Annotated in this window: 8 protein-coding genes and 1 tRNA gene; 7 read left to right on the top strand and 2 right to left on the bottom strand. The window is 41.9% G+C overall.

Annotated elements, in window-relative coordinates; genetic code table 11:
• Positions 1–275 precede the first annotated feature (275 nt).
• The 3 genes from ACFO6W_RS11400 to ACFO6W_RS11390 all read left to right on the top strand — a co-directional run bounded on the left by ACFO6W_RS11400 (position 276) and on the right by ACFO6W_RS11390 (position 5756).
• Positions 276–3347, top strand: a complete 3072-nt coding sequence (locus ACFO6W_RS11400; protein ID WP_379996479.1) for a SusC/RagA family TonB-linked outer membrane protein — start codon at positions 276–278, stop codon at positions 3345–3347.
• Positions 3348–3359: 12 nt separating this feature from the next.
• On the top strand, positions 3360–4964 hold the full coding sequence (locus ACFO6W_RS11395; protein WP_379996476.1) for a RagB/SusD family nutrient uptake outer membrane protein: 1605 nt from the start codon (positions 3360–3362) through the stop codon (positions 4962–4964).
• A 357-nt stretch (positions 4965–5321) separates the two neighbouring features.
• Entirely contained in the window at positions 5322–5756 is a 435-nt protein-coding gene (locus tag ACFO6W_RS11390) for an acyl-CoA thioesterase (protein ID WP_379996474.1), read from the top strand.
• A gap of 10 nt (positions 5757–5766) precedes the next feature.
• Here ACFO6W_RS11390 and ACFO6W_RS11385 read toward each other — a convergent pair whose 3' ends face one another.
• Both ACFO6W_RS11385 and ACFO6W_RS11380 read right to left on the bottom strand, forming a co-directional pair.
• Complete coding sequence (locus tag ACFO6W_RS11385; RefSeq protein WP_379996472.1) at positions 5767–6264, bottom strand: YdeI/OmpD-associated family protein; 498 nt, start codon at positions 6262–6264, stop codon at positions 5767–5769.
• Positions 6265–6575: 311 nt separating this feature from the next.
• Positions 6576–6648: transfer RNA gene (locus ACFO6W_RS11380), tRNA-Lys, on the bottom strand.
• Positions 6649–6923: 275 nt separating this feature from the next.
• Between ACFO6W_RS11380 and ACFO6W_RS11375 the strand changes: the two genes are divergently transcribed.
• The 4 genes from ACFO6W_RS11375 to ACFO6W_RS11360 all read left to right on the top strand — a co-directional run bounded on the left by ACFO6W_RS11375 (position 6924) and on the right by ACFO6W_RS11360 (position 15713).
• A complete protein-coding gene (locus tag ACFO6W_RS11375) occupies positions 6924–9794 on the top strand; it encodes an exo-beta-1,4-galactosidase (protein ID WP_379996470.1) in 2871 nt (956 codons plus the stop codon).
• Positions 9795–9798: 4 nt separating this feature from the next.
• Positions 9799–12585 (top strand): alpha-L-rhamnosidase, encoded by a 2787-nt coding sequence (locus tag ACFO6W_RS11370; protein WP_379996468.1) that lies wholly within the window; start codon positions 9799–9801, stop codon positions 12583–12585.
• A complete protein-coding gene (locus ACFO6W_RS11365) occupies positions 12582–14654 on the top strand; it encodes a beta-galactosidase (protein ID WP_379996466.1) in 2073 nt (690 codons plus the stop codon). Before ACFO6W_RS11370 ends, ACFO6W_RS11365 begins: the two co-directional genes overlap by 4 nt.
• A gap of 108 nt (positions 14655–14762) precedes the next feature.
• Positions 14763–15713: a glycoside hydrolase family 43 protein gene (locus tag ACFO6W_RS11360; RefSeq protein WP_379996464.1), complete on the top strand. Its 951-nt coding sequence runs from the start codon at positions 14763–14765 to the stop codon at positions 15711–15713.
• Positions 15714–16162 lie beyond the last annotated feature (449 nt).

Here is a 16162-nt window from a genome sequence, read left to right as displayed (position 1 = left end):
TATGGAAGCAAAGACATTTTCGTTTCTCCCTCCGATTGACACTTATTATGGAGGACAGTAAGATTGCTGTATCCCTTTTACACTGCTTTATATAAAGAGTAATGTAAAATCTGTTTGTCTTTTTCTTCAATAAATAGCTGATCAAATAACCGTGATTCGTATTGTAACTTTTGAGAAGATACCTGTAAGCAGGTAAATTATATTTCTACAATTGGTACAGTACTTATAAATACATAGGAAAATAAGAACTGAATTTCTAACTAAAACTTTATTTTATGCTGAATGTGCAAATAAAAAGAAAAAGAACATTTACACGAGGAATGCTCTTTGTTGTGCTCTTGCTAAGTAGTACCTTGGCATTTGCCCAGAACAAGGTGACCGGTATAGTGACCGATAAGACAGGTGAACCGCTGGCAGGCGCCAATGTACTAGTGGCAGGTACTACAATCGGTTATATTACTGACGTAGACGGTAAATATACAATAGAAGCGGAAAGAGGGCAAACCCTCATATTTTCCTTCATTGGCTTTACCAAACAAGAAGTAAAAGTCAGCCAGAATGTGATCAACATTACTTTGGAAGAAGACGCCAAAACTCTCGATGAAGTGGTGGTGGTTGGTTATGGTGTTATGACGCGTAAAGATGTGACCAGTTCCATCACTACGGTAAGCGCTGACAAGCTGAATGTAGGTGTTTATTCAGATCCTTCCCAGTTGTTGCAAGGTAAAGTTCCCGGGCTGACGATTACCCAAAGCAGTAACCCGAATGCTACTCCTTCTATCACATTACGTGGCGCTTCCACCTTACGTACAGGGGCAGCGATGGAACCTTACTATGTAATTGATGGTATCCCTGGAATGTCTTTATCTCTGATCTCGCCGGACGATATTGAAAGTATAGACGTTCTTCGTGATGCTACGGCAACCGCGATCTATGGCTCGAAAGCGGCTAATGGTGTTATTATAGTGACTACCAAGAAAGGTAAGGCCGGACATACAAATATCAGTTACAGTGCATATGTAGCAGTGGATAATGTGATGAAGAATTATGATGTGATGAATGCCGCGCAACTTCGCAGTTATGCACAATCGGGAGGTATCGAGCTGGTTAACGATTTAGGCGCCGATACCAAATGGCAGGATGAAGTACAACGCACAGGTGTCAGCCACAACCATAATGTCTCTATCAGTGGAGGTACGGAACAGACTTCTTACAATACCAGTATCAATTATATGGAACGTCAGGGGGTGATTAAAGGTACAGATATGGATCGCCTGATTGGGCGTGCGTTTATTCAGTCCAAAGGCTTGAAGGACCGTCTGACCCTGTCATTCAATGTCAATGCCAGTGTAACGAACAATCACACCGTCCCGATGGATACTCAGGGAAAGAGCGTATTGGATGCCATGTATTATTATTCTCCGTTGGTGCCCGTTCGCAATGATAACGGCAGTTGGTACGAAAATAGCGGTATCTCTCAGAACTATAATCCGGTGGCTTTGATCAATGAAAATATCTATGACACGGAAAGCAAACGTATTCAGGGAAACGGTAAGGCTTCGTTGAAACTCATAGATGGCTTGGTCTATAATTTAAGTCTGGCCTATCAGAACGAACAAAATATCTATAGTAATTATAACTCTACCAAGTCATTGATTGCTAACGGTATGGAGGGTAAGGCCGAACGCTCTTCCGTAACCAATAAAAAGAAAGTTTTTGAAACATACCTGAACTACGACAAAACATTCAAAGATGTTCATAAATTTGGTTTAATGGGCGGTTACTCTTGGGAAGAATCCAATGATAACGATGGTTTCCAATTGACAACTTATAATTATTATAACGATGATTTGACTTACCACAATATGGGTATGGCAAATAAGATAGATAAGAATGGTCTTGGAGGCTGGGCGCTTTCTACTCTGCGCATGATTTCATTCTACGGCCGTGTCAATTACTCTTACGCCAGCAAATATTTATTCCAGGCAACTGTTCGTCGTGACGGCTCATCTGCTTTCGGTAATAACAACCGATGGGCGACTTTTCCTTCCGTTTCTTTGGCATGGCGTCTTTCAGAAGAAGGATTCATCAGGAACCTGAATATATTTGACGATTTAAAATTGCGTATGGGTTATGGTGTAAGTGGTAATTCATTAGGTTTTGATGTATTTACTGCTACCCAGATTTACGGTGCGACAGGCTGGTACGACCATTTGACCTCGACGGGTGAATCAGAGCAGATCCATATACTTGGTGCTACCCGCAATGCTAATCCGGACTTGAAATGGGAACGTACAGGCATGTTCAATGTAGGTTTAGACTTTGGTTTCTTCAATAACCGTCTGGGTGGTACTATCGAGTACTATGATAAGCGTACAAAAGATCTTATTGCCGATTATGCAGTTTCCACGACCAAGTACCAATATAACTGGCTGACTACTAACGTTGGTGAAATCAGTAATAAAGGTATTGAGTTAACGATCAATGCAATGCCCGTGAAAACAAATGACTTTAGCTGGGAAACGTCATTGAATCTTTCCCACAATAAAAATAAGGTCGTTAAATTATCCAATAGCATGTATTCTGTCGACTATTTCGACAAAGCGAATGTTGATGCCGGAGGTTTTGCGACTGCAACCAACCAACGTGTGATGGAAGGCTTTCCTATCGGCCAGTTCTACCTTTGGAAATGGGCGGGAGTTAAAGATGGAGTTTCAAATTTTTATGTATATAGTGAAAGCAGCCTGACTGAAATCTATAAAGATCAGGGAGGTTTTGAAGGTAAAGTAACGAAACAGGAGGACGGACGCTATATCGATAATGAAACCGGAGAGTATGTGACTACCAGCAAGCCTTTATACGATGACCGTGCTAAAGCAGGTTCGGCACAACCGAAACTGAATGCAGGATGGAGCAATACGTTCACTTATAAAAACTGGACAATGACCGCATTCTTTCAGGGTGTATTCGGTAACAAAATACTGAATGCTTCGCGCGCTTACCTGAGCAATATCGGTAACGTGACGGCCGGGAAAAATGTATTGGCTTCTATCGCAGATGAGAATCCGGTAACTGATAACAACTCTCATGCTCCATCTGATCGCTATTTGGAAAATGGTAGCTATGTACGCCTGTCATCCCTTACCCTGGGATATAACTTTGGCCGTATGAATGATTATATCAAAGGACTTCGCGTTTATGCCACCTGCAACAATGTATTTACTATTACAGGTTACAAAGGTCTTGATCCGGAGGTGAATCTGGGTGGTATAGAACCGGGTATCGACAATCGTCAGACTTACCCGCGTACGCGTACCTTTATGTTCGGAGTTAATGTCAATTTCTAAAATACTATGAATATGAAAGTTAAATATATAAAATCATTCATGACAGTTGCTCTGCTGGTTTTAGCAGCAAGCTGTACGGATCTCGATGTAGATATTAAATCACAGTATACAGAATTTCCTGATTCGGAGATTGCTGCGGAAGCAAAAGCGGCCAATGCTTATTTTGCTATGCGCGGCCCGTTGGGACGTGATTATAATCACGCTCAGACTTTGTCTTCAGACGAAACTATGTCTTTTTCTTTTAATGGTTCTGATTATTACGACAATGGCCGTTATAATCACATGGCTTTGCATAACTGGACGCCGGATGATGCTACAATCGGTTATTGGGAAAATTTCACCCAGGGCATTACAACCTGTAATGGACTGATTGCAGAAATGGGAGGGGATGAGGCTGCTGTAACCGCGCCTATCCGTGCTGTCCGTGCCTATTATCTCTGGGTATTGATGGATAGCTATGGTGATGTACCTTTGCTGAATCGTATATTGGCGGAAGACGAAGCGATAGACCGCTCACCCCGTGCTGATATAGCTCAGTTCATAGAATCGGAATTGTTGGCTGTTATCGATCTGTTGTCTACGAATGTTGATATCTCTACGTATGGAAAGCCTACCCGCTGGATGGCCGATGCCCTGTTGGCAAAGCTCTATCTGAACTGGGCCGTTTATACTTGCGGCGATGTGGCTACCTATACTCCCGCAATGGCGAATAATAAGCTAAGTGATGTGGTGAAATTCTGTGACGACATTATTACTTCCGGTAAATTTGACCTGACAGATAGCTATATGTCTAAATTTAATTCGGAAAACGGGGCACATATCAAAGACTTCATTTATGCCATGCCTTTCGATCGCGAAACTCAGCAAGGTATGACATACGCCCGCTTTTGGACACACCGTAATGGAAACAAGGAATTCTATGGCGTGGATTTGCCGAGTAGTGTAGGCGGTTGTTTTGCGATTAACTCCGAATTTGTAGACAAATTTAATCTGGCGGGAGATGATCGTAACGAACAGATTATCGGCGGACCATTATATGTGCGTTCTGCGAGCACTTACAAAGCAACTTCTACACCCTGGGTGGTTGACGGAAAGCAGGTGACATTGACGAAAAATATCACATTGAATAAATTGGATGAAACTATGCCGGTGGACAATACAGCTCATGGAGGCCGTTCGCAGGGTTATCGTTCCATCAAATTCTATATGGACCTGAAAACGACAGCTTCTCAGAGTCGTAACCAAAGTAATGATGTACCTATTTTCCGCTTTGCAGATGTCTTGTTAATGAAAGCAGAAGCTGTTTTACGTGGAGCTACCGCTACTAACGGGGATACGCCCATGTCTCTGATGAATCAGATCCGGGATTATGTTCATGCTCCGAAAGTTACCCGGAATCCGACACTGGATGAGCTTTTGGATGAACGTGCCCGTGAATTTGCCGATGAGAACTGGCGCCGTAATGATCTGATCCGTTTCGGTAAGTTTGAAAATGACTGGGGTTATAAGCATATTATCAATCCGAGTGCCAAAACGGAACTTTATCGCCGTATCTTCCCTGTTCCAAAATATATTCTGAATACTAATACCAATTGGTCACAAAATAAAGGATATTAAGATGCTTTTCTTCCGGGACTCCGGCTTAGTTGATAGTCGGTTCGTATAATAAGGCTAATAAGCGGCTATCGATGAGGCGGAACAGAATTTAAAAACAGGAAATCGTCCGGGTTAATTTGTATTGACGCGGACGATCCTCTATAGACCTGATATCGGCTGATTATTGGTATTAACTACAATCAATTACTTCAATCATATTTATGTGGTAAAACTTAAATAAGATAAGGTCTAAATATAGATTTCATAACAAGGTTGCATTTTCAATAATATATGATTGCTTTTAAATTCTAGTTGCTTAGAATTATATATTTTATCGAAATGTTATAACTTTGTGTCCGTAAATTTACTTAAATATTTATGGAAGAAATAGTATATAAGCACACCTTACCGCTTCAAATTCGTTTCAATGATGTTGACAAATTCGGGCATGTAAATAATGCTGTATATCTAAACTTTTATGACACGGCCAAAACGGATTATTTTAGTTCGGTCTGCCCGAATGTTGACTGGGAAAAAGAAGCGATTATTGTTGTATATCTGGAGGTTATGTTTAAAAGCCAAATTTTCAGTACAGACAATATAGCAGTTCGTACTGCTGTAACGGCTATCGGAACCAAGAGCTTCGACCTACGCCAGATTCTAATCGATACAGAAACTGAAGAGGTAAAATGTGTCTGCAATTCTACAATGGTAACTTATGACCTGGCAAGTAAAAATACAATGCCTTTGAAAGATGAGTGGGTGAAGGCTATTTGTGAGTTTGAGGAAAAGGATGTGAGGAAGAGAAAATAATGCGGTACAATTACTTTTGCTGCTGCTTTACTTTATCATAGAACCTTTCTCCGTTTTGTATCATTATCATTGTCTTGGCAATACGTTCTGCTTTTGTTTGCTCTGTTTTTGCCGAATATATCCAATCTATAAACGCTTTTTTCCCGCCATCACTGTATGTTTCGAATTTTTCGAAGATACCCTCTTCATACTTCATACATAAAATTAACTCTTCGGGAATTTCGGCAGGTATATTATCTTCATATAGAACAATATGTACAATGTCGCCGCTTTGCTTTTTGATTTTTCTTCTTAATTCCGAATTGACGGCTAAAAATAAATGCCCGTTACCAAGAGGTAATAAACGGACATTGGAAAATTTATAATTATCTATCTTTCCCATTACTTTCATCATTCCGAAAGCCGTCTTGGGCATCGGGATTTCGGTTATTTCAGCGTAGGTCCATCCTCCCTTTCCTTCAAATTTCTGTAATATATAATCCTTATTTACTAAAGGTTTTTCTACCATAATTTTATCTCTGTTCTATATTAATTAGCCGGCTATCACTGACAAGCGGCTAAGTATATTGAGTGCCTTATTTATAACAGGACATTCCTTAATATATTTATAAATAGACTTTCCATTAATGCGAGTCCCATGCTTTACCGGCACAATTAAGTTGCAACTAAGTTACAAAAATAAATTTGTCAAAGTGTATGTGGTTGATTAATAGTGTTTTTTTGCTTGTGCTTAATTGACTCTATTCCCTGTTACTATCCCTGTGAAAAAGAAAACGCTGCAATCGGCTTGATCACAACGTCTTACAAAGTTTTTAAAAGTGACCCCGGAGGGGCTCGAACCCTCGACCCATTGATTAAGAGTCAATTGCTCTACCAACTGAGCTACGGAGTCTTTTTTGTAGGTGCAAAAGTATAATAATTATTCTTTTTAAGGAAATTAATCTCTAAAAAAATAGATATGGATGGTAATTTTTAGTTTGTAGTTGAATGTAAATTTTCTCTTACTCCGGTTAATACTATTATTATGCATCCGCCATATTTATCCTGATTTTGTCAAAATATATAGGTATTTGAATGAAATTACATACCTGTTTATGCCCTTAAACGGTATTTTTGTATCATGTAATAATATGAAATTACCTTAAAATATAAAACCGGGGAAAAACCATGAAATACATTTCCATATTACTCAATACACTATTTTTATTAATTTGCCTGACATCTCAGGCTCAGAATAAAACAATAAGCATAGAAGGACAGTGGCGGTTTCAGGTAGACAGGTCTGATATAGGGGAGAAAGAAAAATGGTTTAGTAAAAAACTAAACGATAATATCCATCTGCCCGGTTCCATGACCGAAAATTACAAAGGGGACGATGTCACGCTCACTACGCAATGGACAGCCAGTATATACGACAGTTCGTTTTTCTTCAATCCGAGGTTAGAAAAGTTCCGTAAACCGGACAATCTTAAACTTCCGTTTTGGCTCACTCCTGTAAAATACTATGTCGGTGCGGCGTGGTATCAGAAAGATGTGATTATTCCGGCAGATTGGAAGGGAGAACGGATCGTCTTATTTTTGGAGCGTCCGCATACAGAATCCCGCCTTTGGATCAATGAAAAAGAAGTAGGTACGGATAATTCTCTTTCTGTTCCTCATGTTTTTGACATCAGTGGCTTCCTCAAAGCAGGAAGTAATACTATTACTTTACGCATTGATAATCGTACAAAAGATATTGATGTAGGTAAAGATTCACACAGTATAACCGACCAGACACAAGGAAACTGGAACGGAATAGTCGGCAAACTGGAACTGCAATCCACTTCAGTTACATATATAGAGGATGTACAGCTATATCCCGACCTGAAGAATAAAAAAGCACTGGTAAGACTCACCATTGCAGGCCGGGCATCGGGGCAGATAACACTTAAGGCGCAAAGCTACAATGGAGAGAAAGTACATACGGTAGAGCCGGTTCTGCAAAATTATACGGCTAAAAGTCAGTCTACAAAGGTAGAACTGGAATTATTTATGGGTGATGAAATGCTTACCTGGAATGAGTTTCATCCCAACCTGTATAAATTATCAGTATCATTGAAGACGTCGAAAGGAACAGATACAAAAGAAGTCCGCTTTGGTATGCGTGAGTTTATGATAGAGGGGAAATACTTTTATGTAAATGGTCAGAAAACCATGCTTCGCGGAACTGTCGAAAATTGTGTTTTTCCCCTTACAGGCTATGCTCCTATGGATGTGGATTCTTGGGAAAGGATTTTCCGTATTTGCCGTAGTTTCGGGCTTAATCATATGCGTTTCCATTCATTTTGTCCCCCTGAAGCAGCAATGGAAGCAGCTGATTTAGTCGGCTTTTATTTGCAACCTGAAGGACCCAGCTGGCCTAATCATGGTTCGTCTTTAGGCGACGGCCGTCCTGTAGATGATTATCTGTGGAAAGAGGCTGAACGTATAGTGAAGCAATATGGCAATTATCCCTCATTCTGCATGTTTGCTATTGGCAATGAACCCCGGGGGCGTTGGGTGCCATGGGTAAGTAAATTTGTCGATTATTGGAAAGAAGCGGATACGAGACGTGTTTATACAGGTGCTTCGGTGGGGAATAGCTGGGCTTGGCAGCCTCACAATCAGTTCCATGTGAAAGCGGGAGCCAGAGGGCTTGCATGGGATAATCAACCGGAATCGGAATCGGATTATTTGTCACGTATAGACACGGTAAAACAGCCCTATGTATCGCACGAAACAGGGCAATGGTGTGTATTTCCCGACTTTTCGGAGATAAAGAAATATACAGGGGTAATGCGTGCCCGTAATTTTGAATTATTCCGTGAAGATTTGGCCGACAGGCACATGGGAGATTTGGCCTATGATTTTCTGATGGCTTCGGGCAAATTACAGGCATTATGCTATAAACATGAAATAGAAAAGACATTGCGTACACCCGAATATGCAGGATTTCAGTTATTAAGCCTGAATGATTACTCGGGGCAGGGTACCGCTCTGGTTGGTGTATTAAATGCTTTCTGGGAAGAAAAAGGATATATTGATGCCGACGAATTCCGTAAGTTTTGTGCGCCTACCGTCTTATTGTCCCGCATGGATAAATTTACATTTAAAAATGACGAGACAATGACCGCCCGTATCGAGGTCGCTCATTTTGGAGAAAATGTATTGAGACAACAATCGGTCAAATGGCGTATAACGGATACTTACGGGAAAATACTGGCAAAAGGACAACTTTCGCCTAAAGATATTCAGATAGGCAACTGTCAGCAGTTGGGCACAGTCTCTTTTGCGCTTCAATCAATCGATAAAGCACAAAAACTAAATCTTGAAATATCGTTCGATTGTACGGATATTTCCAATAACTGGGATTTCTGGGTATATCCGGCACAGTTACCGGAAGCGGATACTTCGGATATATACATAACCAACCGGATAGACGGACAAACAAAAAGCGTATTGGACAAGGGAGGCAAAGTCCTCCTGCTTTTAGCCGGAAAAGTAGAACAGGGCAAAGACGTCGTACAATATATGACCCCTTCGTTCTGGAATACTTCATGGTTTAAAATGCGCCCGCCACATACAGAAGGCTCATTGATAAATAATTATCATCCTGTATTTAAAGATTTTCCTACAGACTTCTATACCGGATTGCAGTGGTGGGAGCTAGTGCAAAAAGGGCAGGTGATGGAGATGAATAATTTTCCTGCCGGTTTTCAGCCGATCATTCAGCCTATCGATACCTGGTTTATCAACCGTAAATTAGGTACATTGTTTGAAGCCAATGTGGGGAATGGCAAGATGATGGTATGCAGCGCCGATATTACAACTGAACCAGATAGACGTATTGTGGCAAGACAGCTGTATTACTCGATAATAAACTATATGAACACAATTCATTTTGTACCCGAAAAGTCAGTGCAACTGTCTGTAATAGAGTATTTGGTGAGGAATGAAGGAGAGCGTATCAATACACATACGACAGATGCTCCGGATGAGTTGAAAAATATTATAAGATAATAACATGAAAAAACTATTATTAGCAGTTATACTACTGATAACATTCATCAACTGTACTCAGGATAAAGGCATAACGGACTGGCCCGAAGTAACAAAAGAAGCAAAGCCGTGGACCCGCTGGTGGTGGATGGGGAGCGATGTCGATTCTGTGAATCTGACTTATAATCTGGAGGAGATGGGCAGGGCCGGAATCGGGGGGGTGGAAATCACCCCTATCTATGGAGTTAAGGGCCGTGAAAGTCATTATATCGATTATCTGACTCCAAAATGGATGCAAATGTTAGCTTTTACCGAATCGGAAGCCAGCCGTTTGGGGATGGCGGTAGATATGAATATGGGCACGGGATGGCCGTTCGGAGGGCCTGAAATTACAATTGAAGATGCTGCAACCAAAGCGATTTTTCAGCAATATGAACTAAAAGGAGGACAGGAACTTAAAGAATCTGTTCAGGTAAAGGATGATAAGCAAAAAGAAGTTGCTTATCTGAGCAAACTGATCGCTTATTCTTCAAAAGGAGAAAAACTGGATATAACAGATAAAGTAGGCTCTGACGGAAAACTGATATGGATAGCGCCTGCCGGCGATAATTACAACCTGGTCGCTCTGTTTATAGGAAAAACATTCCAGCAGGTAAAACGTGCCGCGCCCGGCGGACAGGGTTATGTCCTTAACCATTTCGATGCAGATGCGGTACAACGCTATTTCGGCAAGTTTGACAAGGCTTTCTCCGATAATAAAATATCATTTCCGCATAGCTTCTTCAACGATTCGTACGAAGTATATGGCGGGGATTGGACACCGGATCTACTTGATCAGTTCGAGCGCAGGCGTGGATATAAACTACAGGACTATTTTCCCGAATTACTGGGGGATGGAGCGACAGGTATTTCGGCACGTGTCATTTGCGATTATCGTGAAACTGTCGGCGACATATTGCGGGAAAACTTTACTCAGGCATGGACTACATGGGCGCATTTACATAATACGACTACAAAGAATCAGGCTCATGGGTCACCTGCGAACTTGCTGGATTTATATGCCGCGGTAGATATTCCCGAATGTGAATCTTTCGGTATAACAGATTTTGATATTCCTTATCTGCGTAAAGATTCTATACGGAAAGAGAACGATGGAGATCCTACCACACTGAAATATGCGTCTTCGGCTGCACATATAACAGGTAAAAAATACACTTCATCCGAAACATTTACCTGGCTGACAGAGCATTTCCGCACATCCTTATCGCAATGTAAGCCGGAGATCGACCAGATGTTTACATCAGGTGTAAACCATGTGTACTTTCATGGTTCTACTTATTCACCTGAAGATGCAGCTTGGCCGGGCTGGAAATTTTACGCTTCGGTGGATATGTCCCCGACAAATTCCATCTGGCGTGATGCCCCTGCGTTTTTTAGTTATATCACAAGAATACAGTCGTTTTTACAGGAAGGAGCTCCGGATAACGACTTCTTATTGTATTTGCCAATGTATGATATTTGGGAAGGGCAACGCGGAAAATATTTTACCACCTTTGCCATACATGGAATGCGCGACCGTCTTCCTGATTTTTGCGGGGCTGTGGAACAAATAATGGCTAATGGCTATGATCTGGACTATATTTCGGATCGTTTTATACAAACAACCACCATAGAAAACGGATTGTTGAAGACTGAAGGTGGAACCACTTATAAAGCCCTTATACTTCCGGCAGCAAAACTGATCCCGCTTGAAACATTGGCCCGGATTCAGAAACTGGCGGAACAAGGCGCTACGGTTATTTTCGCCGAACAGTATCCTTCCGATGTTCCGGGATTATCTAATCTGGAAGAGAGGAGAGCAAAGTTTACTTCGGTAATGAAATTATTTCCGGATATAGATTCATTCGGTAAAGTTTCTGTGAATGTATCCGGTAAAGGGAAAATTATTACCGGAAATGACTATGGGGAAATATTACCGGCATGCGGGGCAGACAAAGAAATATTTGTGTCTGAACTTGGCGGGCAACTCATTCGCCGCAAGAATGCTACCGGATACCACTATTTCTTTACTATGCTGAAAAATAAACGTGTAGATGACTGGGTGACTTTGGGTGTAGATGCAGAAAGTGCTATGTTCTTTGATCCGATGACGGGCCAAAAGGGCAAGGCGGCTATAAGAAAGCGGAATGGAAAAACAGAAGTTTACATGCAGTTGCAACCGGGGGAATCCATTATCCTGAAAACATTTACTAACACCAAAATAACAACGGATAGTTGGAATTATTACCAACCGGCAGGAAATCAAACGGAACTGAAAGACGGATGGGAGATGAACTTCGTAGAAAGTGAGCCGGCCATTGATGAAACTTTCAAATTACATACGTTAGGCTCATGGACCGAACTTGGCAATAACAATCTTAAAAGGAATATGGGCACTGCCCGCTACACGATGAAATTTAATTTTAAGAAGCCTGCGAATGAAGAATACCGTTTGTGCCTGGGTGATGTCCGTGAAAGTGCAAGGGTGCGTGTTAACGGGAAGGATGCAGGTACGCTGTTCGCCGTGCCATTCGAAACAAATATCGGACAGTTGCTTGTCAACGGCGAGAATACACTGGAGATCGAAGTTACCAACCTGCCTGCCAACCGTATTGCCGATTTTGATAAGCGGGGTATCGAATGGCGCATATTCCGGGAAATCAACTTTGTGAGCATCACTTATAAAGATGTGCGTTTCGATACGTGGAACCCTGTTCCGTCGGGACTATTAGGCCCTGTAACAATAAAAGAATTAAGAAAAATACAACCATGAAGAAGACGTTTTTATTGACCTTCCTTTTGCTTTTAGGACTTGGCCTCACAGCCCAAAATCCGGACAGGTTTAATCCGAAAGACCTTACGATAGTAGGAACTTATTATTATCCGGAACATTGGGACGAATCGCAATGGGAGCGCGACCTGAAACAAATAAAGGAGCTCGGCTTCGATTTTGTGCATTATGCCGAATTTGCATGGGCGCAGCTTGAACCGGAAGAAGGTGTGTATGATTTTGCATGGCTCGACAGGGCGGTGGATATTGCCGGCAGAAACGGCTTGAAAGTGATTATGTGTACATCCACGGCTACCCCTCCCGTATGGCTTGTACGCCGGTATCCTGATGTGCTGATAGAACATGAGGACGGTACGAAGATGGATCACGGCGCACGCCAGCACCCCTCGGTTTCAAATAACTTCTATCGGGAATATTCGATGAAGATGATAGAGAAACTGGCGCAGCATTATGGGGATGACAAACGTATAATGGGTTGGCAGCTCGACAACGAACCACGTCCGGCACAGGATTACGGGAAGGACGCGCAGCAACGGTTCCGCGATTATGTGAAGGCTAAATATAAGACAATAGACGCCGTAAATAAGGCCTGGGGCACAGCATTCTGGAGCCAGGTATATTCTGGTTTTTCGGAGATAAACATTCCCCGTTTATCACAGATGTTTATGAATTCCCATCAAATACTCGACTACCATCGTTTTACAACAGACGAAATGGCTGGTTTTCTGGATGAGCAGGCGGTGCTTATACGTAAATATGCGAATCCTCAACAATGGATTACTACTAACTACATTCCCGAATATAGTGACGGACATCTGAGGAAAAGCAATGAGCTGGACTTCCACTCCTATACCCGCTATATGGTGTTCGGTGAAGATTATGGTATCGGGCGCAAAGGTTATCGTTTAGGGCCGGTGGAAAGAATAGCAAAGGCGAATGACTTTTTCCGCACTATAGACGGGGTGTATGGCGTGATGGAACTGCAACCCGGACAAGTGAACTGGGGCAGGATAAATTCGCAACCGTTGCCCGGAGCAGTCAGGCTGTGGTTGTGGCATGTATTTGCGGGAGGGAGCAAATTTACTTGTACTTACCGCTACCGTCAGCCGATATACGGAACGGAACTTTATCACTATGGTATTGTTGGCCCGGATGGTGTGACACCTACAAAAAGCGGACTAGAATATTCCCGGTTTATAAAGGAGATCGCACAACTGCGCAGGGAATATAAGGGTAGTACAAAAAATCCGGACAGTTATGAGAAACGCCGTACCGCTATTCTTTATAACCATGAGAATACATGGGAAATACAGCGTAACAGGCAGACAACCGAATGGGATACTGAAAAGCATATAGACAAGTATTATAATGCATTGAAAAACTTCGGGGCGCCTGTCGATTTTATAGATGAACGAAACGACTTTTCGGAATATAATGTAATGATCGCTCCCGCATATGAGATGCTGGACAGGGAATTGGTGCAACGTTGGCGGAACTATGTGGAGCAAGGTGGAAATCTGGTTTTAACGAGCCGCACTGGTCATAAATCACGCAACGGACAATTGTTTGAGGCTCCTTTTGGCGAACCTATCTATTCTTTGATAGGAGCAAAGATTGATTTTTACGATTTGCTGCAACCCCGGACTCCCGACCGGATAGCATTCGACGGCCGGAAATATGACTGGACAAGCTGGGGCGAAATATTGGTTCCCGAAGCAAATACTGACACATGGGCTACATATGAGGGCGATTTTTATGAAGGAAGTCCTGCAATAGTATTTCATCGTTTGGGTAAAGGCACGGTTACTTATGTAGGGGTGGATTCTCAAAAGGGGGAGATGGAAAAGGCTGTTTTGAAAAAACTGTATGGCGTTTTGAATATTCCATTAGCGGATTTGCCTGCGGGATTGCATATCGAATATCGTGACGGCTTTGGAATCGCAGTGAATTACGCGGACAAAATATATTCGCTGCCTTTGCCCGCAACCACAAAATATGTGATTGGCGGTAAGGATATTCCTGCGGCGGGAGTCTCTGTATGGAAGGAATGATGATGAGGCTTGCTCTGAATATAAACCGGCAATATGAAAAAATATCTATAATTGAATAACTTTATACAACAATAATTCGGTTAAAGAACAAAAAAGGACAGAGAAAGAATGAAGACATTAATTAACCTTATTTTATTACCGGTACTTCTTTTCTCTTGTGGAGGAAAGCAAAGAACGGCAGAAGCCGAGGATGCAAAATCTGTGTATTTATTCTCGTATTTCAAGGGAAATGGAGACGGCCTGCATTTGGCATATAGCAAAGACGGGATGAAATGGGAAGCATTGAATAACGATTCCATTTACCTGAAACCTGAAATTGGAAAAGACAAGCTGATGCGTGACCCCAGTATCGTTCGGGACGAAGAAGGTACCTTCCACATGGTATGGACTTCGGGTTGGTGGGATCAGGGTATTGGCTATGCATCGTCCAAAGATTTGAAAACATGGTCGCGACAGACGAATATTCCGGTTATGGAAAAGTTTGAAGGAACGAAGAACACATGGGCGCCGGAACTATTCTATGATAAGAAAGACAGGACTTTCTATATCTTCTGGGCCTCGACTATACCGGGTGTGTTTCCGGATTTACCTACTTCTGAAAGTGAAAAGGGATTAAATCACAGGCAATATTATGTAACGACTAAAGATTTCAAAACCTTCAGCGATACCAAACTGTTCTTTGAACCGGGGTTCAGTGTGATTGACGGTGCCATATTGGATAGGGAAGGGCTTTACTATCTTTTTATAAAGAATGAAAATTCAAGTCCGGCGGAGAAGAATATCCGTGTAGTATCCAATGATAAGCCTTACGGCTTTCCTGTTACGGTGTCAGAACCTATTACAGGAGACTATTGGGCCGAAGGACCTGCGCCGTTATCAGTTGGAGAATATGTTTATGTGTATTTTGATAAATACAGGGATCATAAATATGGAGCGGTAAGGTCGAAGGATATGAAAGTATGGGAGGATGTTTCCGATTCTATTGTTTTCCCTGTGGGCGTGCGGCATGGTACGGCTTTTACTGTTTCTGAAGATATATTGAATGGTTTGTTGGAATAGTTATTTTATAGATAATAATAACTCACAATTTCTTTATTATTACATAAAACTTTATCTATAGGTAGGAGCTGTTAGCCTTTAGCTTATAGCTGTTCTTTGAAGTATTGATTAAAGCAGTTACGAGTAAAAGAGACACGAGATACAAGTAGACGAGATACGAGTCACGAGCTGTAAACTAATGCCTGCTTACCGTTTACTGTTAACTGAAAAGTTAACCCGCTGGCGCGGACTTCCAGTCCGTGTCTTGTTGACATGCAACACACAGACGGGACGTCTGCGCGAGCGGAGGGAACGAAAAATTTGGAAATGGACAGAGTATATGACAAACCACGATACTGTTTACTGATGATTGTTTACTGTTCACTGAAAAAACTGTTACCTTTGTTACCTTTAAAAGTTATCTCCAAAATTCTCCAAGAAAACAAACGAAAACAAAAGTGATATGTATG

Source organism: Dysgonomonas termitidis, assembly GCF_042654545.1.
Lineage (GTDB): Bacteria > Bacteroidota > Bacteroidia > Bacteroidales > Dysgonomonadaceae > Dysgonomonas > Dysgonomonas termitidis.
Note: the sequence above shows the minus strand (reverse complement) of the source record. Positions and strands in the feature narration are given on the sequence as shown.

Coding starts and splice junctions, on each gene's coding strand:
- ACFO6W_RS11360 (WP_379996464.1), top strand. CDS start 14,763: ATGAAGACATTAATTAACCTTATTTTATTACCGGTACTTCTTTTCTCT.
- ACFO6W_RS11390 (WP_379996474.1), top strand. CDS start 5,322: ATGGAAGAAATAGTATATAAGCACACCTTACCGCTTCAAATTCGTTTC.
- ACFO6W_RS11400 (WP_379996479.1), top strand. CDS start 276: ATGCTGAATGTGCAAATAAAAAGAAAAAGAACATTTACACGAGGAATG.
- ACFO6W_RS11365 (WP_379996466.1), top strand. CDS start 12,582: ATGAAGAAGACGTTTTTATTGACCTTCCTTTTGCTTTTAGGACTTGGC.
- ACFO6W_RS11395 (WP_379996476.1), top strand. CDS start 3,360: ATGAAAGTTAAATATATAAAATCATTCATGACAGTTGCTCTGCTGGTT.
- ACFO6W_RS11385 (WP_379996472.1), bottom strand. CDS start 6,264: ATGGTAGAAAAACCTTTAGTAAATAAGGATTATATATTACAGAAATTT.
- ACFO6W_RS11375 (WP_379996470.1), top strand. CDS start 6,924: ATGAAATACATTTCCATATTACTCAATACACTATTTTTATTAATTTGC.
- ACFO6W_RS11370 (WP_379996468.1), top strand. CDS start 9,799: ATGAAAAAACTATTATTAGCAGTTATACTACTGATAACATTCATCAAC.